The sequence below is a fragment of the Nocardioides sp. PD653-B2 genome, assembly GCF_002117935.1.
Lineage (GTDB): Bacteria > Actinomycetota > Actinomycetes > Propionibacteriales > Nocardioidaceae > Nocardioides.
Genome location: NZ_BDJE01000053.1, coordinates 18622 through 45041, shown reverse-complemented (window position 1 = coordinate 45041; position 26420 = coordinate 18622). Strand labels below are relative to the sequence as shown.

Genomic DNA, 26420 nt, shown 5'->3' with positions numbered 1-26420 from the left:
CCGGGGATAGGCGGACAACGATAGGGCCCGCCCGGCGCGGCGGCACCCACCAGCCCGGCAGACCAACCGGGGACAGGCGGACAACGACAGGGCCCGCCCGGCGCGGCGGCACCCACCAGCCCGGCAGACCAACCGGGGACAGGCGGACAACGACAGGGCCCGCCCGGCGAGACGGCACCCACCAGCCCGGCAGACCAACCGGGGACAGATCCCGAAGACTAATGTCATGAGCATGCAGCTGCCGGTCATGCCTCCTATCCGGCCCATGCTCGCGAAGTCGGTGACCGGCATCCCCGACCCGGCGAAGCACGGCGGGCTGAGCTTCGAGCCCAAGTGGGACGGCTTCCGCTGCCTGGTCTTCCGCGACGGTGACGAGATCGAGCTGACCAGCCGCAACACCAAGCCGCTGACCCGCTACTTCCCCGAGGTGGTGGCCGCGATCCGCGAGCAGCTCCCCGAGCGGTGCGTGCTCGACGGCGAGCTGTTCGTGAGCATCGGCGAGAAGCTCGAGTTCGAGGTGCTCCAGGAGCGGATCCACCCGGCCGGCTCCCGCGTCGACATGCTCAGCGAGAAGACGCCCGCGTCGTACGTCGCGTTCGACCTGCTCGCCCTGGGCGACGAGTCGTACCTCGACCGTCCGTTCGCCGAGCGGCGCGCCGCGCTGGAGAAGGCGCTCGGCGAGCTGAGCGGCCCGTGCTACCTGACCCGCACCACCACCGACCCGGCGCAGGCCGAGGAGTGGTTCACGCAGTTCGAGGGCGCCGGGCTCGACGGCGTGGTGGCGAAGCCGCTGCGCGCGACCTACCAGGAGAACGCCCGCACGATGCTCAAGATCAAGCACGAGCGGACCGCCGACGTCGTGGTCGCGGGCTACCGCGAGCACAAGACCAGCACCCCCGAGCGACCGTTGCTCGGCAGCCTGCTGCTCGGCCTCTACGCGGACGGCGAGCTCCAGCACGTCGGGGTGAGCGCGAGCTTCACCGAGGCCCGCCGAGCCGAGCTGATCGAGGAGCTCCAGCCGCTGGTCGTCGACATCGCCGACCACCCGTGGGGTCGCTGGCAGGAGTTCCTGACCGCCAACCCCGACCGCGTGCCGGGCACGCAGAGCCGCTGGAGCGCCGGCAAGGACCTGTCGTTCACCCCGCTGCGACCGGAGCGGGTGCTCGAGGTGAAGTACGACCACATGGAGGGCCGGCGCTTCCGCCACACCGCCCAGTTCAAGCGCTGGCGGCCCGATCGCTCCCCCGAGTCGTGCGGCTACGAGCAACTGGAGGAACCGGTCTCCTACGACCTCGCTAGGATCCTCGGCGTCGACCAGGAAGGCACCACTGATGTCTGAGAACAGCTCAGAGAACAGCACCACGGACTACGACGTCGTACTCCTCGTCGAACAAGCGCTCACCCCGGTGGACGCCGCCCAGGTGCACTCGCTGCACGAGGGGCTCGACGTGCCGGTGACCTACCACGTCCTGCTGCCGCTGGAGGACGCCGCCGCCCGGATCGAGTCCGCGATGGGCTCGCTGACCGCCGGCGACATGATGTCGTCGCCGACGACCCCGATGAGCGAGGTCGACCTCGAGGCCGTCCGCAAGGACTGCGAGGAGCGCTCGAGCTCCGAGCTCGCCGCCACCCTCGACGCGCTGCGGCGCAGCGGCGCGACCGCGGTGGGCGAGGTCGTCACCGACCCGCCGATCGACGCGCTGGCCGCCAAGGTCGCCGCGGTCGACGGCCGCGAGGCCATCATCCTGACCCGCCCGCACGTGGTGTCGGAGTTCTTCCACCTCGACTGGACCTCCAAGGCGCGACGCCGGCTCGGCGTGCCGATCCTGCACCTGCTCGAGCACGAGAGCTTCGACGAGCAGGCCGAGGGATACGGGGACGAGGGCATCACCGGTCTCTGACCCGGGTACCCGGCTGCGAGACCCGCCGTGGCTACCATCATGCGGTCGTCCGCGAAAGGTTCATCCGGTGAAGATCACCCAACGTCTCGAGGGGCGCGCACGCACCGTCGCCCGCGCTGCCCGTGACCTCGGACGCGGCCCTGCGAACGGGCCGAGGGCGGCCTACGCGCGGGTCCTCGACGGCGAGCGACTGTGGCTCGCCCTCGACGCCGGAGTCGGCGAGCCCGCCCTGCGGCGCGCCGACACCGGGGAGATCCTGCAGCCGGTCGACGACCTGCCGCCGGGCCAGGCCGACCACGAGCCCGGCTTCCGCTCGGTGCGCTGGCTGCTGACGACGGTCGTCCCCGAGACGGACGGTGCCGAGCTCGAGGTCGTCGTCCTCCCCAGCGGCGGCGGGTCCCCCCAGCGGCTGCTCGGGCCCGGAGGACACCCGGAGAGCCCGGCACGCACGGACACGACCCCGGACGGCCGCTGGCGGTTCGTCCTCGACGCCGATCCCGGGCTGGTCCTGCGGGTACGCCGTCTCGCCGTCCCGCCTGCGGCCCGACTGCTGAGCGTCTCGGCCGCCCACGGCGCCGTCACCCTCGAGTGCGAGGTGCCCGGGCACGAGCGGCCCGACCTGCTGTTCGTGGACAACGACGGACAGGTCGCCGCACGCCTGGAGACGACGCCCACCAAGCGTGGTTTCGTGCGGACCCTCGGCGACGCCGACCTCCCGGCGTCCGGTGGCTACCGGGTCGCGCTCGGCACCCCCGACGACTTCGTCCCGGTCTTCCGGTGGCACACCGACCTCCACCTCCCCGACCCGACCAACGTCCTGCTCCCGATGTTCACCGACGAGGACGGCGACCGGGTCACCGCGCGGCTGCGGTTCGCCCCGGGTGGGGCCCTCCGGCTCCAGCGCGTCGACCTCGAGGCGGCGGACGACGCATGAGGATCGCGTTCCTCGTCTTCGGCATCGACGGGTTGGGCGGCACCGAGCGCTCGGTCGTCACCCAGGCCAACGCCCTCGTCGACGCGGGCCACCAGGTCACTGTGGTGAGCGCCGTACGACGCTCGCCCGTGCCGCACTACGCGATCGACCCGGGCGTCGAGGTCGAGTACCTCGTCGACCTCTCCGACCCGGAGGCACCGCGGGCCCCCGGCATCGTCGACGACGATCTCGCGTCCCGGCTGGCCACCAGCCCGTCGATCCTGGTCCCGGACCGGTGGGACCCCCAGTTCACCGCCCTGACCGATGCCGGCTTCCAGAGCCGGCTGCCGTCGCTGGACGTCGACGTGGTCGTCTCCGTGACCCCCGGGCTCCTCGCGACCGCGATCCAGCTGCTGCCCGAACGGCCCGTGGTCGTGCACCAGGAGCACCGGGCGTCGTCCGACCGCACGTCCGGCCTCGAGCCGCTCCTCAGCTTCGGCCCCCGGGCCGACGTGGTGGCGCTGCTGACGCCGAGCATGGCCGACTGGCTCACCACGGCCCTCGGCCGGCGGGCACCCACGACCGTCGTCGTCCCCAACCCGCTGCCGTACGGCTACAAGCCACGGTCGACCCTGGAGACGAAGGTGATCGTCAGTGCCGGACGGCTGGTGTCCGAGAAGGGCTTCGGCAAGCTGATCCACGCCTTCGGCGAGATCGCCGACGAGATCCCCGACTGGCGGCTGCGGATCCTCGGCACCGGCCCGACCCGGCTCGATCTGATCCGCCGGATCCGCAAGCAGGGCCTCTACGACCGGGTCGAGCTGCCCGGGCAGAGCAAGGACATGCCCAGCGAGTGGGCGCGCGCGAGCGTCTCCGCGCTCAGCTCGAGGAGCGAGGGCCTGCCACTCGTGGTCCAGGAGGCGATGGCCGCCGGGGTGCCCGTCGCGGCGTTCGACACGCCGTCCGGCGCCCGCGAGCTCATCCACCACGAGGTCGACGGGCTCCTCGTCGGACCGGACTCGATCTCCGGCATGGCCAGCGCGCTGCTCCGCCTCGCGACCGACGACGAGCTGCGCCACCGCCTCGGTGACCGCGCGCTCGAGGCGTCGCAGGCGTTCGCCCCCGACGTGATCGCCGAGCGCTGGGTCGCGATCTTCCAGGCCGCCATCGACCGGCGGGCGAGCGGCCCGGGCAGCAGGCTCCTGCAGCGGGCGGTCGAGCTGACCGCCGGCGAGGACCCCCCGGTGCTGGAGGTCGAGCCCCGCGCCGACCTGACCCCCGCGGCCGTCCGGGCCCTCGCCCTGCGCTGGGCGACCGCCTGCGCCGACCGGGTGAGCGACCGGTGGTTCGTCCAGCCCGCCCACGAGGCGGCGTCGCCGATGGTCATCGTGCCGATGCCCGCCCGCGCACGGTTCCTCGAGGAGCTCGGCGCCGCGGACGCACCCCCCGAGCTGAGCCTGGTCGACACCACCGGCCACGGATGGCCGGAGCGCCGCGGTGCCATCACCGACCTCGCACCGGTCCTGGCCGGCGAGCGCGGCTCCCGGGTCAGCCTCGAGCCCTGGCCCACCTGGCAGGGACTGCCCACCCTGCTCTCGCAGGGCTGCCGCGTCGACGTGGAGTTCTGGGAGCAGGGCCCGCACGGCGAGCTCGTCGCCCACGGCCTCAACCGCTACACGAACACCGTGCCCCCCGAGACCGCCACCGTCCCCTACGAGATCGAGGGCGTGCCGGTCCGGACGCTCCCGCTGATGGCCGAGCCGACCGTGCTCGACTGCGCCTTCCCGGTCGACGTCGTCTACACCTGGGTCGACGGCGGCGACGCGGCCTGGAACGCCGCTCGCGAGCAGCGCCTCGCGACCCTCAGCGGCACCGCCACGACCCGCGAGTCCAGCGGTCAGGCCCGCTTCATCAACCGCGACGAGCTGCGCTACTCGCTGCGCAGCATCAACCTGTTCGCGCCCTGGGTGCGCAGGATCCACGTGGTCACGGCCGGCCAGGTCCCGGGCTGGCTGGTCGACCACCCGCAGGTCAACGTCGTCGACCACGCCGCGATCCTGCCGCCCGACGCGCTCCCGACGTTCAACTCGCACGCCATCGAGAGCAGCCTCCACAAGATCCCGGGCCTCGCCGAGCACTTCGTCTACCTCAACGACGACTTCCTCCTGGGGCGGCCGCTGACCCCGCAGATGTTCTTCACGGCGGCCGGCCAGACGAAGGTCTTCTTCTCCACCCACAGCCTCGGCCTCGACGACCTGCCCGGCGCCGCGCCCTGGCTCAAGGCCGCGTGGAACAACCGGGCCCTGCTGCGCGAGGCGTTCGGCGCGGTCTCCACCAACAGCCTCGCCCACGCGCCGTACGCCCACCGGCGCTCGGTGCTCGAGGAGATCGAGCGGCGCTTCCCCGAAGCCGTCGCCCGCACAGCCCGGTCTCCGTTCCGCCACGACACCGACATCTCGCTGCTGTCGTCCCTCGCCCAGCACTACGGCCTGATGACCGGCACCGCGGTCGTCGGTGCGGCCGAGACCGCGTACGTCGACATCAGCGCCAGCGACCTGCCGCGCCGCCTGCGCCGGCTGATGTGGCGCGAGCAGGACGTCATCTGCCTCGGCGACCACCACGACCACTCGCTGAAGCCCGAGCTGCTGCAGCAGATCCTCAGCGAGTTCTTCGAGGGCTACGTGCCGGTCGCGGCGCCGTGGGAGCGGACCGACTGAGCCCGCTCAGAGGACGAAGCGGCTGCTCGGCCAGATCGCGGTGAGGTCGGTCTCCGGGAACCGCTCGGCCACGGCGAGGTAGGTCTCCCGGAAGTGGGTGGCCACCGTGCGGACGACGTCGTCGGGCAGGGTCTCGACCGCCTTGGCGGCCGACACGTTCGCGACCTTGCCGAAGTCCGGCTCCTGGTAGTCGATGCCGACCACGCGGCAGACCCGGCGCACCTGCTCGTCGTCGAAGAGCTCCTCGTAGAACCCGAAGTGGAGGTTCTCCCGGTCGAAGACCGCGTCGAGGTTGCGCAGCGTCACCTCGTAGCGCGACCACTGCTCGTAGAGAGGGTCGGCGTACAGGCGCCCGACCATCTCGTTCGCCGGCTCGGGGAAGCGGCGCGGGCGCCGGCCCTCCTGCATCCGGATCTGCGACCAGATCCGGTCGACCGGGTCGCGCATGAGGAACATCGCGACGGTCCGGACCCGGCGCGCGGCGAACGAGTCACGGATCTCGGTGAGACGCTCGACCGGGAGCATGGCGTACTCCGGGGTCACGTCGGCGGTGAGCCGGATCCGCGCCTTGCTGCGGAGCAGCCCGGCGAAGTAGTCGTAGTAGAACCTCGAGTCCGCGATCATGCTCGCCCGGTGGAGGTGGACCGGGTCCGCCGGCGTGCCGTTGCGGAGCGCGTCGAGCTCGGCCTGCGCCATGTCCACGTTGCGCTGGCGCCACCTCTCCGCAGGCAGGTCGACACTGTCGAAGACGTGGTACTCCTTGCGGTAGCCGCGCGCACACTGCGGCGACCGCGCCAGGTAGTGGTGCAGCCAGGTGGTGCCGGCCTTCTGGGCACCCACCCCGAGCAGGAACGTCTTGTTGAACGGCTTCGCGCCGGTCGTCGGCTCCGGCATCAGCGCTTCCAGGGGAGCCTGGACCTGGTGGGAGCGGTGTCGGCGCCGCCTGCCTGGCTCAGCTGCTGCTCCAGCTTGGCGACCTGGCGCTTGCGGCGGTTGAGCCGGTCCTTGAGGTCGGCGGTCGCCTCGGCGTGGGCGGCCTTGAGCTTGGCCTGCACGGCCCGGCGCTCCTGCGCGACGCTCACGTTGGTGTGGTCGAGCGCGATCGCCTCGGCGTACTGGTGCAGCACGACGTAGCGCTCGTGCATCTCGGCCAGCGTCGCGATCGCGCCCTCGTCGTACGGCGAGTCGACCAGCACGTCGCAGGCGTCCCACGAGGCGATGGCCTGCTCCTGCAGCTCCGGGATCGTGTCGACCTCGTCCCAGGTGATCTGGGCGCGGTTGAGCTTGACGTCGATGAAGTCGTCGACCGGGTGGTGGTCGGTCGACGTGAGGTCGGCGTTGTAGGTGATCCCGGTCTGCGCGGCCGCCTGGATCATCGCGCCGCGCCAGTCGGCGAGGAGGTCGGCGTAGCGGACGAACGCGCGGGGTCGCGGACGGGTCGCGACCTCGGTCTCGTACGCCGCGTTGACCCAGCCGGCCAGGTTGGCGGTCTGGCGGGTCCGGCGGAACTCGTCGGTCTGGTTGGTCAGGTAGTGGGTCTCGCGGGACTGCACGACCTGGGCCGGGTGGCGGAGCATCGTCAGGTAGGACAGGTCGATGTCGAGCTCGTCGGCGACGTCGCTCCACAGCTCGTTGACCCAGAAGGTGCGCGGGTCCTTGATGGCGAGCTGCCCGCCGGGTCCGACCTCGGCGACCTGCTCGGACAGCCAGGTGGTCAGCTCCTCGCGGACCTCGGGCGCCGCGGCGGCCTCACGGATCTGCTCGGCGGCCCTCGGGCGGGCGTCGTTGGTGCGCGCCGGGATGGAGTTGAGCAGGCGCTTGTGGAACTCGACGACCCACTGCGGCTCGTAGAAGCCGCGCGGGTTGCTCTCGTCGGCCGGCATCTCGGGCTGCGGGACGTGCAGGCCGAGGCGCTTGAGGGTGCCGGCGACCGTGCTGGTGCCGCTGCGACCGGAGCCGGTGGCGATGATGAGGCGGACGCGGGCGTCTGGAGCGGACTCGGGCACGGGGATTCCTCAGGACTTCGGCGGCGAACAACGCCTTTACAGTAACGGTCGCGAGCGTCCGGTCGGCATCGACCGTCAGCCGAGCCCACGGAAGGACAGCGCGTGCCAGCGCGGGCCCACGGGGGTCAGCTCGACCCGGCGTGGGTCCAGCTCGTCGTGCGGCTCGTCGCCGCGCACGATGAGAACCTCGAGCCGGGACTCGGAGAGCCCCTCGGCCAGGCCCTCCCCCCACTCCACGACCGTGACCGCGTCGTCGAGGGAGGTGTCGAGGTCGAGGTCGTCGAGCTCGTCGAGACCGCCGAGCCGGTAGGCGTCGACGTGCACGAGGTCGGGGCCGCCGACCAGGGAGGGGTGCACCCGAGCGATCACGAAGGTGGGCGAGGTGATGTCGCCGCGCACCCCGAGCCCGGCGCCGAGACCCTGGGTGAACGTCGTCTTGCCGGCGCCCAGCTCGCCGCTCAGGACGATCAGGTCGCCGGCCGTCAGCTGGCCGGCCAGCGAGCGGCCGAGCCCGCGCATCGACTCGGCGTCGGGCGCCTGGAAGACGACCGTGCGCAGCGGACGTCTCAGCTCGACGCTCGGCGGGTAGCGCCGGATCTCGCGGAAGCCCTGCCGGTCCCAGAACCGGACGGTCTGCGGGAGCTCCTCGCGGGCGACGACGGTGAGGTCCTCGGCGCCGCCGGCCTCGGCCAGCTCGGCCGCCGCGTCGACCAGCGCCTTGGCCACGCCGTGGCCCTGGGCCGCCGGGGTCACCCCGAAGCGGCGCAGGTACGTCGTGCTGCCGAACGGGTCGAGGATCAGCGCACCGACCGGCGCCCCGTCGAGGCGGGCCAGCAGGCCGCGACCGCCCTCGAGCTTGCGGGCGATCGTCTCCTCGGTCTCGGAGAGCGCGTCGGCCGGGGGGTCGAGCGGTGGACGCGCCTCGAACGCCGCCCGGACGACCGCGAGCACGTCGGCCGCGGACTCCGGGCCCACGGCGTGGATCTCGACGCTCATCGCGGTCCGGCCCCCAGGCCGGCGGCCTCGAGGAGCCGGTCGAGCTCGCCGTTCACCTCGTCGTACCGCTCCAGGATCACCATGTGACCGGCCCCGTGGCACTCGAGCAGCGTCGAGCCGCCGATCCGCGCGTGCAGCTTGCGGCTGTGGCCGATCGACGTCAGCTTGTCGACGGTGCCGCAGATGACCGCGGTCGGGACCTTCGAGAGCACGCCCACCGCGTCGAACTTGTCGAGGCTGCGGAAGCCGGGGAAGAACTCGGCGACGACCTCGAAGGGCGTCGCGGCCAGCATGCTGTCGACGAAGTCGACGTAGCTGGCGGGGACCGAGTCGCCGAACGCGAGCTGGTCGGTGGCGACCAGGGCGACGTCCTTGCCGATCCGGCGCAGTCCGTCGACGGCGCGGTGGCCGCGCGCCAGCATCGCGACGCCGCGGTGGATGGTCCGGCCGCCGGCCCAGGACGGCACCATCGGGAGCAGGATCCGGCTGGGGTCGAGCCCGCCGGCCGTCGTCGAGATGAGCGCTGCCCCGGCGATCCGGTCGCCGAAGAGCTCGGGGTGCTGCTCGGCGAGCGCGACGATCGTCATCCCGCCCATGGAGTGGCCGACCAGGACGACCGGGCCCTCCGGGGCGACCTCGTCCATCACGGTGAGCAGGTCCGTGCCGAGCTGCTCGATGGTGGCGTGCTCCATCGGCGAGCGGCCCGACCGGCCGTGGGAGCGCTGGTCGTAGAACACCGTGCGCACCCGGCCGCGGTAGTGCTCGCGCTGGAAGTGCCAGCAGTCCAGCTCGAGGGCGTAGCCGTGGCAGAAGATCATCGTCAGCGCGGGCTTGCCCCGACGAGGCCGCCGGGGCTGGTCGACCTCGTCGATCTCGACGTGGAGGGGCACGCCGTCGTCGGCGACCACCGTGATCGGGTCGGACCGCAGGGACCGGAAGGCCGGCGCGTCGCCCGGACCGCGGCGCGTGATGGCCCGGCGCTGGCGGGCGACGCCGACGGTCGCGCCGGCGGCCGCGAGACCGACCGCACCGGCCGCGACACCGATGAGGTTGCGTCGAACGCTCATGCGTCGACCCCGTCGTCGACGTAGCGCCGGGTCAACCGCCCGCCGATCCGGGTGACGATCTCGTAGGAGATGGTGCCGCTCGCCTCGGCCCAGTCCTGGGCGGTGGGCTCCCCGCGGGTGCCGGGGCCGAACAGCACCACGTCGGCACCGGGCTCGGGCAGGTCGCCGCCGAGGTCGACGACGAACTGGTCCATGCAGACCCGGCCGCGGATCGCGCGCTGCTTGCCGTCGACGAGCACGTGACCGGCGTTGCTGGCCGCACGAAGCACGCCGTCGCCGTACCCGACCGGCACCAGCCCGAGCGTGGTGTCGGTGTCGGCCACCCAGGTGTGGCCGTAGGAGACGCCGGCGCCCGCGGCGACGGGCTTGGCCGACACGAGGGGGGTGCGGACCGTCATCGCCGGGACCAGCCCCAGGTCGGGGGTGTGGCCGGGCGCCGGGTCGAGGCCGTAGGACGCCAGCCCGAACCGCACCAGGTCGAAACGGCTGCTCGGTCGCAGGATGCCGGCCGCGGAGTTGGCCAGGTGGCGCACGTCGGGCCGCAGCCCCGCTGTCTCCGCCACCTCCAGGGCCTCGCGGAAGACCCGTTCCTGGGTGTCGTTGGCGGGGTGCTCGGGCTCGTCGCTGGCGGCGAGGTGCGACCAGAGGCCGGTGACCCGCCAGCTCCCGTCGCGCTCGCCCTCGAGCGCCCGGGTGACGAGGCCGGGCCAGTCGGCGATCGTCGCGCCGCCGCGGCTGAGCCCGGTGTCGACCTTGAGCTGGACGCGCGCAGCACGGCCGGTCGCCGCGATGGCGTCGAGGTCCGCGACCGAGTAGGCGGTGACCTCGACGTCCGCGTCGATGGCGGCGGCCCAGTCGTCGCCCGGGACGGTGAGCCAGCACAGCAGGGGCCCGACGTCGCCGTGCCGTCGCAGGGTGAGTGCCTCGTCGATCGTGGCGACGCCGACCCACTCCGAGCCGGCCTCGCGCGCGGCGCGGGCGACCTCGACCAGGCCGTGGCCGTAGCCGTCGGCCTTCACGACCGTCATCGACGGCACGCCCGTGAGGTCGCGCAGGGTGCGGACGTTGTGCCGGACCGCATCGAGATCGACGACGATCTCCGGGTGCGGGCGGTGACTCATGCCCCCGATTGTCCCATCACCGGACCGGGAGTCCCCGGACGGCTGCCGGAATGGACCGCGCGACGTCGCCGGCGACGATCGGACCGCCACCCGACGCGACGGTCGCGGCGGCCCCGTGCAGCCAGGAGCCGACCGAGGCGGCGTCGTACGGCGTGAGGCCGGAGGCGAGCAGCGCGCCGATCAGCCCGCCGAGCACGTCGCCCGCGCCGGCGGTGGCCAGCCAGGAGGTGCCGGTGGTGGTGGCCCGCACCCGGCCGTCGGGCGTGGCGACCAGGGTGTGGCGGCCCTTGAGCAGCACGACACAGTCGTACGTCGCGGCCGCCCGGCGGGCGTGCTCCAGCGGCTTCGCCTCGACCGTCGCCCGCTCGACCCCGAGCATGCTCGCGAGCTCGCCGGCGTGCGGGGTGAGGACGGCCGGGACCGGCAGCGGCCCGGTCAGGTGGGCGAGCGCGTCGGCGTCGACGACCACGGGCACCCCGTCGGCGAGTGCGGCCGCCAGCTCGTCGCCGGCGCTCTCGCCGCCGCCGGAGCCGACCACCCAGGCCTGCACCCGGCCCTCCCCGACGACCTCGGGGTGGGCCTCGCGGACCCGGTCGGCGACGGCCGCGTCCCCGACGTACCGCACCATCCCGCAGAGCCCCGTGGCCGCGCCGGCGACGCTGAGCAAGCCGGCACCGGGGTACTGCGCACTGCCTGCGCGCACGCCGACCACACCGCGGGTGTACTTCTGCGCGTCGGGGGCGGGGCTCGGCAGCAGCGCCGCGACGTCGTCGGGCTGGAGCGCCTCGACCGCCGGGGGCGGGAGCTCGAGGCCGATGTCGACGAGGTGGACCGCGCCGCACACCTGCGCTGCGGGGTCCACCAGGTGCGCGATCTTGTGGGTGCCGAACGTGACCGTGAGGGCCGCCGTGACGTGCGGCCCGTCGAGCTCGCCGGTGTCGACGTCGACGCCGCTCGGGGTGTCGACCGCGACCACCGGCACGCCGGAGACCGCCTCGAGCGCCGCCACGGCCTCGGGCCGCAACCCCCCGCGCCCGCCGATCCCGACGATCCCGTCGACCACCAGCTCGGGTCGTCCGCCTGAGGGGAAGGTATTGACAGCCGAGAGGCGGACGACCCGTCCTCCGGCAGCCGCGAGCGCGGCGGTCCCGGCCTGGTGCGCGCGGTCGGAGAGCAGCCACGCCTCGACCTGGACGCCCCGGCGCGCGAGCAGGGCTCCGGCGTACAGCGCGTCTCCCCCGTTGTCGCCCGACCCGACCAGCAGCAGCACGCGGCGCCCGTACGCCGACCCGAGCAGGTCGATCACGGCGTAGGCCAGCCCGGCCGCGGCCCGCTGCATCAGCGCGCCTTCCGGCAGCCGTGCCATGAGCTCGGCCTCGGCCGCCCGCACCTGCTCGACCGTGTGCGCGCTCCTCATGGGCCTCACGCTAGCGGGACGTCGGCGTCTCAGGACTCCAGGACCACGACCGCCGACGCGATGCCGGCGTCGTGCGAGAGCGAGACGTGCACCGACGCGACGCCGAGGTCGGTCGCCCGGGCGAGCACGGACCCGCGCATCTCCAGCACCGGACGACCCGACTCCTCGGAGACGACCTCGGCGTCGTGCCAGTGCATGCCCTCCGGGGCGCCGAGCGCCTTGGCGAGCGCCTCCTTGGCGGCGAACCGCGCGGCCAGCGACGCCAGCGGGCGGGTTGCTTCAGCGGGGGTGAAGAGCCGTGCGGACAGGCCGGGCGTGCGCGTGAGGGACAGCCCGAAGCGCGCGATGTCCACGACATCGATGCCGACGCCGATGATCACGGCGTCCCCGATGGGGTGATCATTCGACCGTGACCGACTTGGCGAGGTTGCGCGGCTGGTCCACGTCGTGGCCCATCACGGTCGCGAGCTCGCACGCGAAGAGCTGCAGGGGGACGACGGCGACGAGCGGCTGCAGCAGCACCGGCACCTTCGGCAGCCGGATCACCACGTCGGCGTACGGCGTGATCGCGTCGTCGCCCTCCTCGACCAGGCAGATGGTCCGCGCACCGCGCGCCCGGACCTCCTGGATGCCGCTGACCATCTTGTCGCGCAGTTGGTCGCGGCCCTGGGGCGGGACGACGCAGAAGACCGGGAGGCCGCCCTCGACCAGCGCGATCGGGCCGTGCTTGAGCTCGCCCGCGGCGAAGCCCTCGGCGTGGATGTAGGCGAGCTCCTTGAGCTTGAGCGCACCCTCCAGGGCGACCGGGTAGCCGGCGTGCCGGCCGAGGAACAGGACCGACCGGGTGTCGACGTGCTCGCGGGCCAGCTCGTAGACCGCCTGGTCGGCGGCGAGCACCTGCTCGATGTGGCGGGGCATCTCCTCGAGCTGGCCCATCACCTGGTCGATCTCGTCGCCGTACCGCGTGCCCTTGACCTGCGCCAGGTAGAGCGCCAGGAGGTAGCAGGCGACGAGCTGGGTCAGGAAGCCCTTCGTCGACGCGACGCCGATCTCGGGACCGGCGTGGGTGTAGATCACCGCGTCGGACTCGCGCGGGATCGTCGAGCCGTTGGTGTTGCAGATCGCGAGCACCTTCGACCGCTGGGTCCGCGCGTGCCGGATGGCCTGCAGGGTGTCGGCGGTCTCGCCCGACTGGCTGATCGCGACGACCAGCGTGGAGTAGTCGAGGATCGGGTCGCGGTAGCGGAACTCGGAGGCCAGCTCGACCTCGACCGGCACCCGCGTCCAGTGCTCGAGGGCGTACTTGGCCACCATGCCGGCGTAGAACGACGTGCCGCACGCGATGATGATGATCTTGTCGACGTCGCGCAGCTCCTGGTCGGAGAGGCGCATCTCGTCGAGGTGCAGGTGCCCGTCGGGCGTGCGCCGGCCCAGCAGCGAGTCGGCGACCGCGCGCGGCTGCTCGTAGATCTCCTTGCGCATGAACCAGTCGTGGCCGTCCTTCTCGGCGGCGGACAGGTCCCAGTCGACGTGGTAGCGGCGGCCCACGGCCGGCGTCCCGTCGAAACCGACGACCGACACACCGTCGCGGGTGATCGTCACGACCTGGTCCTGGCCGAGCTCGAGTGCCTCGCGGGTGTGCTCGATGAACGCCGACACGTCGGAGCCGAGGAAGTTCTCACCCTCGCCGATGCCGACGACCAGCGGCGAGTTCCGCCGGGCCGCGACGACCCGCGACGGGTCCTGGGCGTCGACCGCGACCAGGGTGAACGCACCCTCGAGACGACCTACGACGGCGAGCATCGCCTGCGTCAGGTCCGCCCCCGAGTCGACCTCGAGCTCCAGCAGGTGCGCGGCGACCTCGGTGTCGGTCTCGGAGAGCAGGTGGTGCCCGGCCGTCTCGAGCTCGGACCGCAGCTCGGCGAAGTTCTCGATGATCCCGTTGTGCACGAGCGCCACGCGGCGACCGGCGCCCGCGTGCGGGTGCGCGTTCGGGTCGTTGGGGGCGCCGTGCGTCGCCCACCGGGTGTGTCCGATCCCGGTCGTCGCCGGGGGAAGCGGCCGGTCCGCGATCGCCTTCTCGAGGTTGGCCAGCTTGCCGGCCCGCTTCTCGGTGGCGAGCGCGCCGTCGGCGACCAGCGCGACGCCGGCCGAGTCGTAACCGCGGTACTCGAGGCGCCGCAGCCCCTCGATCACCACGTCCTGGGCTTGCTTCTCCCCGACGTACCCGACGATGCCGCACATGGGCGCCACTGTATCTGCGCACGTCGGACGGACACCGCGCACAGTCCCCCGCGCACCGGCTGCAACAATTCGGCGCATGTCTTCCCACGGCGGGGTGAACGGCGCCAGCGACCACGGTGCCGACGGCCGAGAGTCCTCGCCGTACCTCGAGCTCGACCGTTCCGCCTGGGCGGCGCTGGCCCACGAGGTCGAGAACCCCCTCACCGCCGAGGAGATCCGGCGGCTGCGCGGCCTGGGCGACCAGCTCGACCTCGACGAGGTCCAGGAGGTCTACCTCCCGCTCTCCCGGCTGCTCAGCCTGTACGTCGAGTCCGCGGGCCGGCTCTACCGCCAGCAGGAGGAGTTCCTCCACCAGGACCAGCCGCCCCGCACCCCGTTCGTGATCGGTCTCGCCGGCTCGGTCGCGGTCGGCAAGTCGACGACGGCCCGCGTGCTCCAGCAGATGCTGGCCCACTGGCCCGAGCACCCCAACGTCGCCCTGGTCACCACCGACGGGTTCCTCTACCCCAACGCCGAGCTCGAGCGGCGCGGGCTGCTGCAGCGCAAGGGCTTCCCGGAGTCCTACGACCGGCGCGCGCTGCTCCGCTTCGCCGTCGACATCAAGTCCGGCAAGGACGAGGTCGAGGCGCCGATCTACTCCCACCTCACCTACGACGTGGTCCCCGGCGAGAAGGTCGTCATCAAGCGGCCCGACATCGTGATCATCGAGGGCCTCAACGTGCTCCAGCCGGCGCGGGTGCGCGACGACGGCCGCACCGGCCTGACCCTGAGCGACTTCTTCGACTTCAGCGTCTACGTCGACGCCGGCACCGCCCACATCCGCGACTGGTACGTCTCACGCTTCCTCCGCCTGCGGGAGACGGCGTTCCGCGACCCCGACTCCTACTTCTCGAAGTACGGCCGGATGACCCACGACGAGGCCGTCGCCGAGGCGCAGCGCATCTGGGACACCATCAACGGGCCCAACCTCGCGCAGAACGTGCTCCCGACCCGGTCCCGGGCCACGCTGGTGCTGCGCAAGGACCGCGACCACTCGGTGCGGTACGTGCGGCTGCGGAAGCTCTAGGCAGCGACGGCCTTCGGCTTCCGGTTCGCCGGGTCGAGCAGCAGCCCGAGCCCGATCCCCAGCATCCAGACGTCCTTGGCGACGCCGATGCCCTGCTGGCTGGGCCAGATGCTGCCCGGCTCGCGGAGCGCGGGGGTCCGCGCGTACATCGCCATCAGCCCGCCGGAGAACGCCGTCAGCGCGACGCCGGCCTTGCGGTTCGAGACGAACGGCGCGAGCAGCACCGCGCCGATCGCGACCTCGCTCGCCGACAGGACCTTCAGGAACGTCGGGGCGTCGACGGACTGGAGCGGCGGGATCGCGCCCGCGGCCATGCCGTGGACGCCGGCGGCCTGCTCGGGACCGCCCTTCCACTTGCCGAGACCCGAGTGGAGGACGAACGCGCCCGTGGCGACGCGCGTGGGCAGGTTCCGAAGCTTCATGCCTCGAGAGTACGCCGAACCGGACCGTGGTCCGGATCGGGGTGGCCGGGTCAGAGGGCGAGCTGTCGCTTCACGACGTCGGCCAGGCGGCCGGCGACCGCGTGCGCCTGCTCCTGGGTGGCCGCCTCGACCATGACCCGCACCAGCGCCTCGGTGCCGGACGGGCGGAGCAGGATCCGGCCAGTGTCACCGAGCGCGGCCTCCTCCTCGGCCACCGCGGCCGCGAGCACCGGGTCCTCGTCGGCGCGGGCCTTGTCGACGTCGGGGACGTTGACCAGGACCTGCGGCAGCCGGGTCACCACGGACGCGAGCGACTGGAGGCTCCGGCCGGTCACGGCCATCCGTTCCAGCACGTGCAGCGCGGTGAGGATGCCGTCGCCGGTGGTGGCGTACTCGCTCATGATGACGTGGCCCGACTGCTCGCCGCCGAGGGAGTAGCCGGAGACCTTCATCGCCTCGAGCACGTAGCGGTCGCCGACCTTCGTCTGGCGCACCCCGAGCCCGGCCGCCTTCATCGCGTGCACGAAGCCGAGGTTGCTCATCACGGTCGCGACCACCGTGTCCTTGACCAGGTGGCCGGACTCGGACATCGCGATCGCGAGGATCGCGAGGAGCTGGTCGCCGTCGACGTCGTTGCCCTCGTGGTCGACGGCCAGGCAGCGGTCGGCGTCGCCGTCGAGAGCGAAACCGGCGTCGGCGCCGTGCTCGAGGACGGCGGCCCGCAGCGGTTCGAGGTGCGTGGAGCCGTAGCCGTCGTTGATGTTGAGCCCGTCGGGCTCGGCCCCGATGGCGATGACCTCGGCACCGGCGGCGCGCAGCGCCATCGGTCCGGCGGCGTACGCCGCACCGTGGGCGCAGTCGAGGACGACCTTGATGCCGGTCAGCGGCTTCGCGACGGTGCCGACCAGGTGGGCGACGTACTCCTCGACCGGGGTGGCGTACGGCGTCACGGTGCCGATCTCACCTCCGAGCGGGCGGTCCCACTCCTCGTCGAGGTGCTGCTCGATGACCTTCTCGACCGCGTCGTCGAGCTTGAGCCCGCCGCGGGCCAGGAACTTGATGCCGTTGTCGGGCATCGGGTTGTGCGAGGCGCTGATGACGACGCCGAGGTCCGCGCCGAGGGCCTGGGTCATGTAGGCGACGCCGGGCGTGGGCAACACCCGCAGGCGGAGCACGTCGACGCCGGCCGACGCGAGCCCCGCCACCACGGCGTGCTCGAGGAACTGTCCAGAGATGCGCGTGTCCCGACCGACGACGGCGAGCGGGCGGTGGCCCGCGAACTCGCCCCGGTCGGCCAGGACCCGGGCGGCAGCGACGGAGAGGTCCAGGGCCAGCTCCGCGGTCAGATGACCGTTGGCCAGGCCCCGGACCCCGTCCGTGCCGAAGATGCGCGTCATGCGCGGTACGTCAGCGCTTGCTGAACTGAGGCGCCTTACGGGCCTTCTTGAGACCGGCCTTCTTGCGCTCGATGACGCGGGCGTCACGCGTGAGCAGCCCGGCCTTCTTGAGCGAGGGGCGGTTGGCCTCTTCGTCGATCGCGTTCAGGCAGCGGGCCACGCCGAGGCGCAGGGCGCCGGCCTGACCGGTGATGCCACCGCCGTGGATGCGGGCGATCACGTCGAAGCGGCCCTCCAGCTGGAGGTTCGCGAACGGCTCGTTCACGACCTGCTGGTGCAGCTTGTTCGGGAAGTAGGAGTCCAGCTCGCGACCGTTCACGGTCCACTTGCCGGTGCCGGGGACGATGCGCACGCGGGCCACGGCCTCCTTGCGCCGGCCGGTGGCCGCCGCGGGTGCGATCGTCGCGGGGCGCTCGGGGGCGTCCGCGGAGGGCGCGCTCTCGGAGCTGTAGGCAACGCCCTGCTCGTCAGTCTCGTAGGTCTCTTCGACCTCGGTGGTGTCAGCCACGATGTTCCTCACTCAGAAGTTTCTCGGTCGCGATCAGATGGATTACTGGGAGATCTGCTTGATCTCGAACGGCGTGGCCTGCTGGGCCTGGTGCGGGTGGTTCGGCCCGGAGTAGACCTTCAGCTTCTTCAGCATCTGACGGCCGAGGCGGTTCTTGGGGAGCATGCCCCAGACGGCCTTCTCGATCGCCTTGCGGGCGTCCTTCTCGAGAAGCTCGCCGATGGGCGTGGCCGAGAGGCCGCCCGGGTAACCCGAGTGGCGGTAGGCCATCTTCGTGGTCTTCTTGGTGCCCGAGAGGGACACCTTCTCCGCGTTGACGATGATGACGAAGTCACCGGTGTCGACGTGGGGGGCGAAGATCGCCTTGTGCTTGCCGCGCAGGAGGTTGGCGGTCTGGACGGCGAGCCGGCCGAGCACGATGTCGGTGGCGTCGATGACGAGCCACTCACGCGTGATGTCGCCGGGCTTGGGGCTGTACGTGCGCACGGTTGTACTACCTGTCCTCGTTCGTCGTGCCCGGGCGGACGTTTCCGACCGGGTGGTGGAGCCGCGCCTTCTGACGAACACTGCCCGGTTCGCCCTGTGGTGCGAGGGGTCCGGGTCTGCATCCGCTCCCCGTGGCACGTGGAACGAACGCGGCAGGAGGCGCGACTGACAAGAGTACGGGGCGCCTCGCACACAGGTCAAAAGCCGGGGCTGCACCCCGCCGACGCTCGTCGGCCGCCTCGACCCGAGCCACCTTCTCGCGGGCTCGGGGTGGACGGTCCTCGGACACCGAGTTCGCATGGCTTCACACCGCCGACTAAGTTGAGCGGGTGACTGATTCTCTCACCGTCCGTGACAACCGCACCGGACAGGAGTACGACGTCCCGATCCTCGACGGCGCCATCAAGGCCGCGGATCTGGGCAAGATCAAGGCCGGAGAGGACGCGCCGGGCCTGGCCGTCTACGACCCGGGCTTCGTGAACACGGCGTCCTGCCGCAGCTCCGTCACCTTCATCGACGGCGACAAGGGCATCCTCGAGTACCGCGGCTACCCGATCGAGCAGCTGGCCGAGAAGTCCAGCTTCCTCGAGGTGGCCTACCTGCTCATCAACGGCGCGCTGCCGACCAAGGACGAGTACGAGGCGTGGGTCCACGAGATCACGTACCACACGTTCGTCCACGAGAACGTCAAGTCGTTCATGCAGGGCTTCCGCTACGACGCGCACCCGATGGGGATGCTGATGGCGTCGGTGGGAGCCCTCTCGACGTTCTACCCCGACGCCCGCAACATCAGCGACGCCGACAACCGGCACATGCAGATCGTGCGGATGATCGCGAAGATGCCGACCCTGGGCGCCTGGGCGTTCCGCCACGCGCAGGGCAAGCCGTACGTCTACCCGGACAACGACCTCGGCTACACCGCGAACTTCCTCTCGATGCTCTTCAAGATGAGCGAGTCGAAGTTCGAGGCCGACGAGCGTCTGGTCAAGGCCCTCGACGTGCTGTTCATCCTGCACGCCGACCACGAGCAGAACTGCTCGACCAACGCGGTCCGCTCCGTCGGCTCCTCGCAGGTCGACCCGTACTCCGCGGTCGCGGCCGGCGTCGGCGCCCTCTACGGCCCGCTGCACGGCGGTGCCAACGAGGCGGTGCTGCGGATGCTGCGGCGCATCGGCACCAAGGAGAACATCCCCGCCTTCATCGAGGGCGTGAAGAACGGCAACGAGAAGCTGATGGGCTTCGGCCACCGGGTCTACAAGAACTTCGACCCGCGCGCGACGATCATCAAGAAGGCCTGCGACGACGTCTTCGAGGTCACCGGGGTCAACCCGCTCCTCGAGATCGCCAAGGAGCTGGAGAAGATCGCGCTCGAGGACGAGTACTTCATCAAGCGCAAGCTCTACCCGAACGTCGACTTCTACTCCGGCCTGATCTACGAGGCCTTCCAGTTCCCGCCGGAGATGTTCACGGTCCTCTTCGCGATCGGCCGCACCCCGGGCTGGCTGGCCCAGTGGTCGGAGCTGGTGCAGGACAAGGAGCAGAAGATCGCTCGCCCGAAGCAGATCTACACGGGTGCACGCACGCTGGACTTCGTGCCCGCTTCCGAGCGCTGGGCGTGAGCGGAGCTCACCCCCAACGCTCGGAAGGCCACGGGCCGGGTCGAGTAGCAGCGCGACCGAGGAACGAGGTCGCGACCTGCGTATCGAGACCGAGCACATGCCGCTGAACAGCTCGACGAGGCCCGCCGGTGTCGTCTTCGACCTCGGCAACGTCCTCATCGACTGGGATCCCTCCGCCGCGATCGCGGCGGGTGTGGGCCCGGTCGAGGCGCGCCGCTTCCTGAACGCCGACGACTTCGACTTCATGGCGTGGAACCACGGCCCGGACTCGGGTGGGTCGTGGGACGACGCCGAGGCCGCCGTACGGCGCTCGCACCCGCACTGGGTCGAGCACGCACTGGCGTACCGGGCCAACTTCGCGGCGTCGCTGCTCGGTGAGGTCCCCGGCGTGGTCGACGTCGTGCGCGACCTGCACGAGCACGACGTGCCGCTCGTGGGGCTGACCAACTGGTCCGACGAGCTCTACCCGCACGCTCCGCGGCGCTTCCCGTTCCTCGAGCTCCTCGACGACGTCGTCGTCTCCGGCACGGTCGGCGCCGCGAAGCCCGACCGTCGCGCCTATGAGATCGCCGCCGAGCGGATCGGCCTCCCGCTCGGCCGGCTGGCGTTCGTGGACGACAAGCAGCTCAACGTCGATGCCGCGGCCGCACTCGGGATGGCCGCGATCCTCTTCACCGACGCGGCCGCGCTGCGCACCGAGCTGCGCAGCCGCGGCCTCCCGGTCTGATCAGCGAACGACCCTCACCGTCCGGGTCGTCGTCCTGCCGCGGGTCGGGTCGACCTCGACGGTGACCCGGTCGAGCGAGCCGAGCCGGCGCTTGCCGGCCGCGGTGAGCCGGAGGGTCGCGGTCGTCGACCGGCCCGGCCGGAGGGTGACCGACCCCTGGGCCAGGACGGTGCCGTTCGACCGCGCGGTCAGCGCGCCCGTGCCGGGCATCGACGAGGCGACCCGCACCGAGAACGCCGAGGCCGTGGCGCGGCCGCTGCCGACCAGACCGGTCGTCGACGAGCCCGGCTGGACCGAGATCGACGCCGACGCGGAGTTGTTGGTCGAGTTGGCGTCGGTCGAGGTGGACGTGACGGTCGCGGTGTTGACCACCGTCACCGGGTCCTCGGTGCCCATCCGCTCGGTCGTGGTGCGGTCGTGCAGGCAGACGAGGTCGATGGTCGCGCTCTTCGCGGACCCGGTCTGGTTGAAGAGGCGGAAGGCCCGCTCCTTCATCCGCGGGTCGTTGCCCCAGTGCTGCACACCGGGCGGCAGGAGGAACGTCGCCGTGACGCCCTTGGCGTCGTCGGGGCAGATGACCTTGAACTCGTTGCCCTCGGCGGCCGTGTCGCCCGGCACGCTGACCGTGGTGACCACGTGGGTGAACCGGAGCTCGTGCGTGTGGCCGTACACGGAGCTGGTCGTCGTGTGCAGGCACCGAGCGCTCACGGTGGCCGTCACCGGCGAGGTCGCGTCGAAGGTGAACGTCCAGGTGCGGTGGTCGTCGTCGGTCTCGGAGCCGACCAGGACGGCACTCGCGGACGAGAGGTCGTAGCCGGGTGCGATCGGCACCGCACCGCTGGGGCAGGTGAGGGTGGTGCTGGTGCGCCCGACCGGGAGCGCGACCGTCGCGGTCAGCGCAGCGGTGTCCGCGAGCAGGTCGTGGCGGTGGCTGTCGCCGTAACCGGTCTGCCGGTCGGCGGCCTCGGTCCTGCCCGGGAGGCAGGCGATGAACGCCTTCGCCTGCACCCGACCGGTGGCGTCGTTGCGGATGACGCCCTTCCAGGTGCCGAGCCCCAGTCCGTCGATGCGCGAGCTGAGGATCTTCACGTCGGAGAAGGTGCCGGTGCCCTGGTCGACGTGGTCGACCCGGAAGTCACCGTCGCTGAGGATGTCGCCGCTGTTGCAGCTCAGGCTGACACTCCTCTGCTGCCCTGGCTCCAGGTCGACCTGCGCCTCCGGGTGGTACGGCGTCATCCAGTGGTAGGCCTGCGGCTGCGAGGACGGACCGGCGCCCGCGATCGGGGTGGCGAGCACCGTGATGGTCACCGAGGTCGACGCCCCGGCGGCCAGCGAGCCGACGTTGCAGGTGACCACGCCGGCGAGCTGGGTGCAGGGCGAGGTCGCGGAGACGAAGGTGACGCCGGCGGGCAGCTCGTCGCGGATCGCCACGCCGGTGGCCGTGCTGGCGCCGACGTTCGTGGCGGTCAGCGTGTAGGCGACCGTGTCGCCCCCGTGCGGGCTGGCGGCGGACGCCGACTTGGTGATCGTCACGTCGGAGTCGCCCGGCGGGGTCGGCGTCCCGGGCACGCAGGCCTGGCTCGGGAACAGGTTGAAGTGCGTCTCCAGGTTGGAGCTGAAGGACTTCGCGATCACCTGGCCGATGTTGTGGCCGCCACCGACGACGTTGACCGCGGCGTCGGGGGCGAGGATGTGCCCGGCCCATGCCGAGCCGTAGTTGAGGGTGAGCGTGGTGGCGTCGGGGAAGTTCCACACGATGCCGTTGTAGACGCCCTTGATGTTGCCGTCGTTGACCTGGCTCCAGCTCGAGCCGCTGCCGATCCAGGCCTGCCCGGCGATGGTCGGGGTCGTGCCGGGGACGTTGATGATCGTGGTGGCACCGGCCGGCACGTCGTACCCGACGTGCTTGCCCGCGGCCAGGTCGGCCAGCTGCGCGGTCGTCAGGTCGAAGACGTTCAGCGAGCTGCTCGAGCCGGTGAAGATCAGCGCGGCGTTGCCCCCGGTGACGCCGGCGGTCACGGTGCCGGTCGCGGCGGCGGCACCCCACTGGTCGGAGAGCGCGCGCAGCTGGGTGAAGGCGGTGGCGAAGTCGATCGGGTTGCTCGCCAGGTAGTGGCCGCCACCGTTGAAGTTCACGCCGCTCTGCGGCGTGAGGTAGGCACTGCCGCGCTGCAGGTTGAAGTACTGCCCGTGGCTGCCCGCGACCACGAGGGCCGCATCGTCGGCGTCGAAGCCGGACGGCAGGTAGGGACCGACGGTCATCGCCGTCGGCAGGTTGCCGCCGTACGCGATGGCGCCCTCGGACTCGGCGCCCCGGTTGCCGTTGCCCTCGACGAACTCGGTCCACCCGGTGGCCGCGCCGAGCGCGTTGGCGGTCGGGACGCAGGTGGACGTGGTCGCGTCGGCGCGCCCGTCGAGCGGCGCGACGAGAGCGGTCACTCCGGTCGCAGCGGCGATCGCGATGGCGACGGAGATGCGGATGGCGCGCGGCGCGCGCAGGAACCCAGACGTGCTCATGGTGTCTACCCCCCAGTAGGTCACACCGACGGTGCCACGAAAACTGGGCAGCGGGTGTCCGAACCACGAAACCGGGACGCGGCGGACTGGACCGGGCCTGCGTCACACCACCGAGCGGTCGCGGCCCTCCCAGTACGGCGCCCGCAGCTCGCGCTTGAGGATCTTGCCGGTGGGGTTGCGGGGCAGCGCGTCGACGATGTCGACCGACCGCGGGCACTTGAAGTGCGCGAGGTGCTCGCGGCAGTGGGCGATCAGCTCGACCTCGGTGGCCTCGGTGTCCGGCTTCAGGGAGACGACGGCCTTCACGGACTCGCCCCACCGGTCGTCCGGGACGCCGATGATCGCGACCTCCATGACCGCGGGGTGCTCGGCCAGGACCCGCTCGATCTCGGGCGAGTAGATGTTCTCCCCGCCGCTGATGATCATGTCCTTGAGCCGGTCCTCGACGTAGACGAAGCCGGCGGCGTCCTGCCGGCCCATGTCGCCGGTGCGGAACCAGCGGTCCGCGGTGATCACGGCCGCGGTCTCCTCCGGCTTGCCGAGGAACCCCTTCATCAGCTGCGGCGTGCGCAGCCAGATCTCGCCGTGCTCTCCCGCCGGCACGTCCTCGAGCGTGCCCGGGTCGACGACCCGGACCTCCATCTCGTCGATCGGCTGCCCGGCGGAGACCAGCCGCTCGGGGTGGTCGGGGTCGCGGTGTGCCTCGGGCAGCAGGTGGGTGGCCACACCGGCGACCTCGGTGAGCCCGTAGACCTGGATGAAGTCGGTGTCGGGCCAGGCCGCCATCGCCGCGCGCAGCAGCGGCAGGGGCATCGGGGACGCGCCGTACGTGTAGGTCTTGAGCGCCCCGAAGAGCTTCACGGCGTCCGGCCCGGACTGCAGCACCTGTGCGAGCACGGCCGGCACGAGGAAGGTCCGGGTGGCACCGCCCAGGATCGCGCCGGCGAGCGAGGCGCCGTCGGGCTCGCGGGTCATGATGCTCGGGTAGCCGTCGTGGATCCCGAAGAGGACGTACGACGAGCCGCCGACGTGGAAGAGCGGCATCGACACCATGCTCTTGTCGCCGGGCTCGAACGCCCAGCCGCCGTGGGCGTTCAGGGTGTGCTTGACCATGTTGGTGTGGGTCAGCATCACGCCCTTGGGCCGGCCCGTGGTGCCGGACGAGTACATCACCAGGCAGACGTCGTCGGGGTCGACGTCGGCCGGTCGCGAGGTCGGCGTGGCGGCCGCCAGCCAGGCCTCGTACTCGTCGCCGCCGGCACCGTCGGGCGTCACCTCGATCACCCGCTCGACCTGGGTGAGGCGGTCGCGGATCGTGTCGATCAGGGGCATCAGCTCGCTCCCGACGACCAGGACGCGGACCCCGGAGTCGTTGACGGCGTAGTCGACCTCGTCACCGGCCGAGCGCCAGTTGATGATCGCGTTCGCGGCGCCGAGGGAGCCCGCCGCGAGCGAGATCTCGACGCAGGCGGGGTGGTTCTTGTCGAGGAAGGAGACGACGTCGCCGCGCCCGATCCCCAGCTCCTGCAGGCCGCCCGCGGCCCGGCGTACCCGCTCGTCCCACTGCGCCCACGTCCAGGTGCGCCCGAGGTAGGTCATCGCCTCCGCGTCGGGAGTGGTCGCGGCCCAGTGGGCGATCCGGTCGTCGACGAAGCGGGGCTCGGGAACGGTCATGTCCAGCAGTGTGACCGAGGGCACCCGGCCTGTCAGGTGGTGCGGACCCGTACTTCTTCGTCGCCCCCCAGCGACGTCTCAGGGTCGTCACAGGCAGCCCGGCCATCGTGGAGGACATGACCGACCAGCCCACGACGCCCCCTCCCGGCCCGCAGAACCCGTACTTCTCGTACCCCGCCCCCCAGGGGCCTCCGCCGGAGGGGCCGCCGGCCGCGGGCACGACCATGACGGCGCCGCTGCCCGTCCAGCGTCGTCCCCGCCGTGCCGGTCTCGCCGCCGCGGTCCTCGCGACCGCGGTGGTGGTGGGAGGAGCCGCGGGTGTCGGCGGCGCAGCCGCCTGGAGCGCGTTCGACGACAGCTCAGCGTCGAACGCCGGCAGCCCCGGCACCCGCGCGACCTCCCAGGTCGTGGACACCCCCGACTCCCCGGCCCCCGACGGCTCGGTCGAGGCGGTCGCCGCGAAGGTGCTGCCCTCGGTCGTGAAGATCAACGTCGCCGGCGCCCAGGGTGCGGGCTCCGGCTCGGGCATCATCCTCAGCTCGGACGGCGAGATCCTCACCAACAACCACGTCGCCGAGATCGCGGGCGACGGCGGCACGATGAGCGTCTCGTTCAACGACGGCTCGACGGCCAAGGCCGAGATCCTCGGCACCGACCCGCTGACCGACACCGCGGTGATCAAGGCCCAGGGCGTCTCCGGGCTCACGCCCGCCACGATCGGCAAGTCGTCCGACCTCGAGGTCGGCGAGAGCGTCGTCGCGATCGGCTCGCCGTTCGGCCTCGACTCCACGGTCACCAGCGGCATCGTGAGCGCGCTGAACCGGCCGGTCGACGTCGGCTCCGACGGCGCGGGCAACAGCACGACGTACCCCGCGATCCAGACCGACGCCGCGATCAACCCCGGCAACAGCGGCGGTGCGCTCGTCGACCTCGACGGCAACGTCGTCGGCATCAACTCCTCGATCCGCACGGCCAGCAGCTCGGAGACGGAGGCAGGCTCGATCGGGCTCGGCTTCGCCATCCCGATGGACGAGGTGATGCCGATCGTCGACCAGATGAGCAAGGGCGAGACCCCGACCCACGCGCGGCTCGGCATCTCCGTCTCCCCCGTCGCCGACCAGTCCGGAGCCCTGGTCTCCCAGGGCGCCGAGGTCCAGGAGGTGAGCGACGGCTCCACCGCCGCCAACGCCGGGCTGGCCAAGGGCGACATCATCACGAAGGTCGACGACCAGCTGATCACGGACGCCGACTCGCTGGTCGCCACGATCCGGTCCTACCGCCCGGGCGACGAGGTCACCGTCACCTACACCCACGACGGCGACACGAAGACCGCCACCCTCGAGCTCGACTCCGACGCCGACACGTCCAACTCCTGACGCGTCGCCCGAGAGCCTCTCTCCTCCGAGAGGGATCCGGGGCCCCACCGGCAGCAGGTCCGTCTCCCGTCCGCCGGTGGGGCCCCTTCTCATCGACTGCCGAGTCGGCGCCAGTTTCCCACCAGTCCCTGCCGAGTCGGCGCCAGTTTCCGCGAGGCCGGGAAACTGGCGCCGACTCGGCCACTTCACCAGGGACATTGGCGCCGACTCGCGCTAGGACAGCCGCTTCTGAAAGTCGTCGCGGGC

At 71.9% G+C, this 26420-nt stretch carries 22 protein-coding genes; 8 read left to right on the top strand and 14 right to left on the bottom strand.

Features of this window, described 5'->3' with window-relative positions; translation table 11 throughout:
* Window positions 1-232 precede the first annotated feature (232 nt).
* The 4 genes from PD653B2_RS21640 to PD653B2_RS21625 all read left to right on the top strand — a co-directional run bounded on the left by PD653B2_RS21640 (window position 233) and on the right by PD653B2_RS21625 (window position 5531).
* Window positions 233-1339: an ATP-dependent DNA ligase gene (locus tag PD653B2_RS21640; RefSeq protein ID WP_085874493.1), complete on the top strand. Its 1107-nt coding sequence runs from the start codon at window positions 233-235 to the stop codon at window positions 1337-1339.
* A complete protein-coding gene (locus tag PD653B2_RS21635; protein ID WP_085874492.1) occupies window positions 1332-1901 on the top strand; it encodes a hypothetical protein in 570 nt (189 codons plus the stop codon). Before PD653B2_RS21640 ends, PD653B2_RS21635 begins: the two co-directional genes overlap by 8 nt.
* A gap of 67 nt (window positions 1902-1968) precedes the next feature.
* On the top strand, window positions 1969-2835 hold the full coding sequence (locus PD653B2_RS21630; protein WP_085874491.1) for a hypothetical protein: 867 nt from the start codon (window positions 1969-1971) through the stop codon (window positions 2833-2835).
* Window positions 2832-5531 carry a stealth conserved region 3 domain-containing protein gene (locus PD653B2_RS21625; protein WP_085874490.1) on the top strand — a complete coding sequence of 900 codons (2700 nt, stop codon included), beginning with the start codon at window positions 2832-2834 and terminating at the stop codon, window positions 5529-5531. Before PD653B2_RS21630 ends, PD653B2_RS21625 begins: the two co-directional genes overlap by 4 nt.
* A gap of 6 nt (window positions 5532-5537) precedes the next feature.
* Here PD653B2_RS21625 and PD653B2_RS21620 read toward each other — a convergent pair whose 3' ends face one another.
* From PD653B2_RS21620 to glmS, 8 genes are all read right to left on the bottom strand, one after another.
* A complete protein-coding gene (locus tag PD653B2_RS21620; protein ID WP_085874489.1) occupies window positions 5538-6425 on the bottom strand; it encodes a sulfotransferase in 888 nt (295 codons plus the stop codon).
* Window positions 6425-7537, bottom strand: coding sequence for a sulfotransferase family protein (locus tag PD653B2_RS21615; RefSeq protein ID WP_085874488.1), 1113 nt, complete (start codon window positions 7535-7537; stop codon window positions 6425-6427). Before PD653B2_RS21615 ends, PD653B2_RS21620 begins: the two co-directional genes overlap by 1 nt.
* Window positions 7538-7612: 75 nt before the next feature.
* The gene (tsaE, locus tag PD653B2_RS21610; protein ID WP_085874487.1) at window positions 7613-8533 is read right to left on the bottom strand and encodes a tRNA (adenosine(37)-N6)-threonylcarbamoyltransferase complex ATPase subunit type 1 TsaE; all 921 of its coding nucleotides are present in this window, start codon (window positions 8531-8533) and stop codon (window positions 7613-7615) included.
* On the bottom strand, window positions 8530-9600 hold the full coding sequence (locus PD653B2_RS21605; RefSeq protein WP_085874486.1) for an alpha/beta fold hydrolase: 1071 nt from the start codon (window positions 9598-9600) through the stop codon (window positions 8530-8532). Before PD653B2_RS21605 ends, tsaE begins: the two co-directional genes overlap by 4 nt.
* Window positions 9597-10721: an alanine racemase gene (gene alr / locus PD653B2_RS21600; protein WP_085874485.1), complete on the bottom strand. Its 1125-nt coding sequence runs from the start codon at window positions 10719-10721 to the stop codon at window positions 9597-9599. The genes PD653B2_RS21605 and alr overlap by 4 nt, the downstream gene beginning before the upstream one ends.
* Before the next feature lie 16 nt (window positions 10722-10737).
* Window positions 10738-12138, bottom strand: a complete 1401-nt coding sequence (locus PD653B2_RS21595) for an NAD(P)H-hydrate dehydratase (RefSeq protein WP_085874484.1) — start codon at window positions 12136-12138, stop codon at window positions 10738-10740.
* 29 nt (window positions 12139-12167) lie between these two features.
* Window positions 12168-12518 (bottom strand): holo-ACP synthase, encoded by a 351-nt coding sequence (locus PD653B2_RS21590; RefSeq protein ID WP_085874483.1) that lies wholly within the window; start codon window positions 12516-12518, stop codon window positions 12168-12170.
* A gap of 19 nt (window positions 12519-12537) precedes the next feature.
* Complete coding sequence (gene glmS / locus PD653B2_RS21585) at window positions 12538-14382, bottom strand: glutamine--fructose-6-phosphate transaminase (isomerizing) (RefSeq protein ID WP_085874482.1); 1845 nt, start codon at window positions 14380-14382, stop codon at window positions 12538-12540.
* 76 nt (window positions 14383-14458) lie between these two features.
* On the opposite strand from glmS, the gene coaA reads away from it, so the two are divergent.
* Entirely contained in the window at window positions 14459-15448 is a 990-nt protein-coding gene (gene coaA / locus PD653B2_RS21580) for a type I pantothenate kinase (protein WP_085874481.1), read from the top strand.
* Here the strand turns inward: coaA and PD653B2_RS21575 are convergent.
* The 4 genes from PD653B2_RS21575 to rplM are packed head-to-tail and all read right to left on the bottom strand — an operon-like array spanning window position 15445 to window position 18261.
* Window positions 15445-15870: a hypothetical protein gene (locus PD653B2_RS21575; protein ID WP_085874480.1), complete on the bottom strand. Its 426-nt coding sequence runs from the start codon at window positions 15868-15870 to the stop codon at window positions 15445-15447. The genes coaA and PD653B2_RS21575 overlap by 4 nt on opposite strands.
* 50 nt (window positions 15871-15920) lie before the next feature.
* The gene (glmM, locus tag PD653B2_RS21570; protein WP_085874479.1) at window positions 15921-17267 is read right to left on the bottom strand and encodes a phosphoglucosamine mutase; all 1347 of its coding nucleotides are present in this window, start codon (window positions 17265-17267) and stop codon (window positions 15921-15923) included.
* Window positions 17268-17277: 10 nt separating this feature from the next.
* Complete coding sequence (rpsI, locus tag PD653B2_RS21565; protein WP_085874478.1) at window positions 17278-17775, bottom strand: 30S ribosomal protein S9; 498 nt, start codon at window positions 17773-17775, stop codon at window positions 17278-17280.
* A 42-nt stretch (window positions 17776-17817) separates the two neighbouring features.
* Window positions 17818-18261 (bottom strand): 50S ribosomal protein L13, encoded by a 444-nt coding sequence (rplM, locus tag PD653B2_RS21560; protein WP_085874477.1) that lies wholly within the window; start codon window positions 18259-18261, stop codon window positions 17818-17820.
* Window positions 18262-18590: 329 nt separating this feature from the next.
* On the opposite strand from rplM, the gene PD653B2_RS21555 reads away from it, so the two are divergent.
* Both PD653B2_RS21555 and PD653B2_RS21550 read left to right on the top strand, forming a co-directional pair.
* Complete coding sequence (locus PD653B2_RS21555) at window positions 18591-19880, top strand: citrate synthase (RefSeq protein WP_085874476.1); 1290 nt, start codon at window positions 18591-18593, stop codon at window positions 19878-19880.
* 97 nt (window positions 19881-19977) lie between these two features.
* A complete protein-coding gene (locus PD653B2_RS21550) occupies window positions 19978-20607 on the top strand; it encodes an HAD-IA family hydrolase (protein ID WP_085874475.1) in 630 nt (209 codons plus the stop codon).
* Here PD653B2_RS21550 and PD653B2_RS21545 read toward each other — a convergent pair whose 3' ends face one another.
* Entirely contained in the window at window positions 20608-23124 is a 2517-nt protein-coding gene (locus tag PD653B2_RS21545; RefSeq protein ID WP_085874474.1) for a choice-of-anchor A family protein, read from the bottom strand.
* 102 nt (window positions 23125-23226) lie between these two features.
* The gene (locus tag PD653B2_RS21540; RefSeq protein ID WP_089504038.1) at window positions 23227-24798 is read right to left on the bottom strand and encodes a long-chain-fatty-acid--CoA ligase; all 1572 of its coding nucleotides are present in this window, start codon (window positions 24796-24798) and stop codon (window positions 23227-23229) included.
* A gap of 116 nt (window positions 24799-24914) precedes the next feature.
* Here PD653B2_RS21540 and PD653B2_RS21535 point away from each other — a divergent pair, with 116 nt between their 5' ends.
* Window positions 24915-26174, top strand: a complete 1260-nt coding sequence (locus PD653B2_RS21535) for a S1C family serine protease (protein WP_085874473.1) — start codon at window positions 24915-24917, stop codon at window positions 26172-26174.
* Window positions 26175-26420: the final 246 nt, after the last annotated feature.

Bases quoted from the DNA above. Each gene is read 5' to 3' on its own strand.
- PD653B2_RS21640 (WP_085874493.1), top strand. From the start codon at position 233: ATGCAGCTGCCGGTCATGCCTCCTATCCGGCCCATGCTCGCGAAGTCG.
- PD653B2_RS21635 (WP_085874492.1), top strand. From the start codon at position 1,332: ATGTCTGAGAACAGCTCAGAGAACAGCACCACGGACTACGACGTCGTA.
- PD653B2_RS21625 (WP_085874490.1), top strand. From the start codon at position 2,832: ATGAGGATCGCGTTCCTCGTCTTCGGCATCGACGGGTTGGGCGGCACC.
- PD653B2_RS21620 (WP_085874489.1), bottom strand. From the start codon at position 6,425: ATGCCGGAGCCGACGACCGGCGCGAAGCCGTTCAACAAGACGTTCCTG.
- tsaE (WP_085874487.1), bottom strand. From the start codon at position 8,533: ATGAGCGTCGAGATCCACGCCGTGGGCCCGGAGTCCGCGGCCGACGTG.
- PD653B2_RS21605 (WP_085874486.1), bottom strand. From the start codon at position 9,600: ATGAGCGTTCGACGCAACCTCATCGGTGTCGCGGCCGGTGCGGTCGGT.
- alr (WP_085874485.1), bottom strand. From the start codon at position 10,721: ATGAGTCACCGCCCGCACCCGGAGATCGTCGTCGATCTCGATGCGGTC.
- PD653B2_RS21595 (WP_085874484.1), bottom strand. From the start codon at position 12,138: ATGAGGAGCGCGCACACGGTCGAGCAGGTGCGGGCGGCCGAGGCCGAG.
- glmS (WP_085874482.1), bottom strand. From the start codon at position 14,382: ATGTGCGGCATCGTCGGGTACGTCGGGGAGAAGCAAGCCCAGGACGTG.
- coaA (WP_085874481.1), top strand. From the start codon at position 14,459: ATGTCTTCCCACGGCGGGGTGAACGGCGCCAGCGACCACGGTGCCGAC.
- PD653B2_RS21575 (WP_085874480.1), bottom strand. From the start codon at position 15,870: ATGAAGCTTCGGAACCTGCCCACGCGCGTCGCCACGGGCGCGTTCGTC.
- glmM (WP_085874479.1), bottom strand. From the start codon at position 17,267: ATGACGCGCATCTTCGGCACGGACGGGGTCCGGGGCCTGGCCAACGGT.
- PD653B2_RS21550 (WP_085874475.1), top strand. From the start codon at position 19,978: ATGCCGCTGAACAGCTCGACGAGGCCCGCCGGTGTCGTCTTCGACCTC.
- PD653B2_RS21545 (WP_085874474.1), bottom strand. From the start codon at position 23,124: ATGAGCACGTCTGGGTTCCTGCGCGCGCCGCGCGCCATCCGCATCTCC.
- PD653B2_RS21540 (WP_089504038.1), bottom strand. From the start codon at position 24,798: ATGACCGTTCCCGAGCCCCGCTTCGTCGACGACCGGATCGCCCACTGG.
- PD653B2_RS21535 (WP_085874473.1), top strand. From the start codon at position 24,915: ATGACCGACCAGCCCACGACGCCCCCTCCCGGCCCGCAGAACCCGTAC.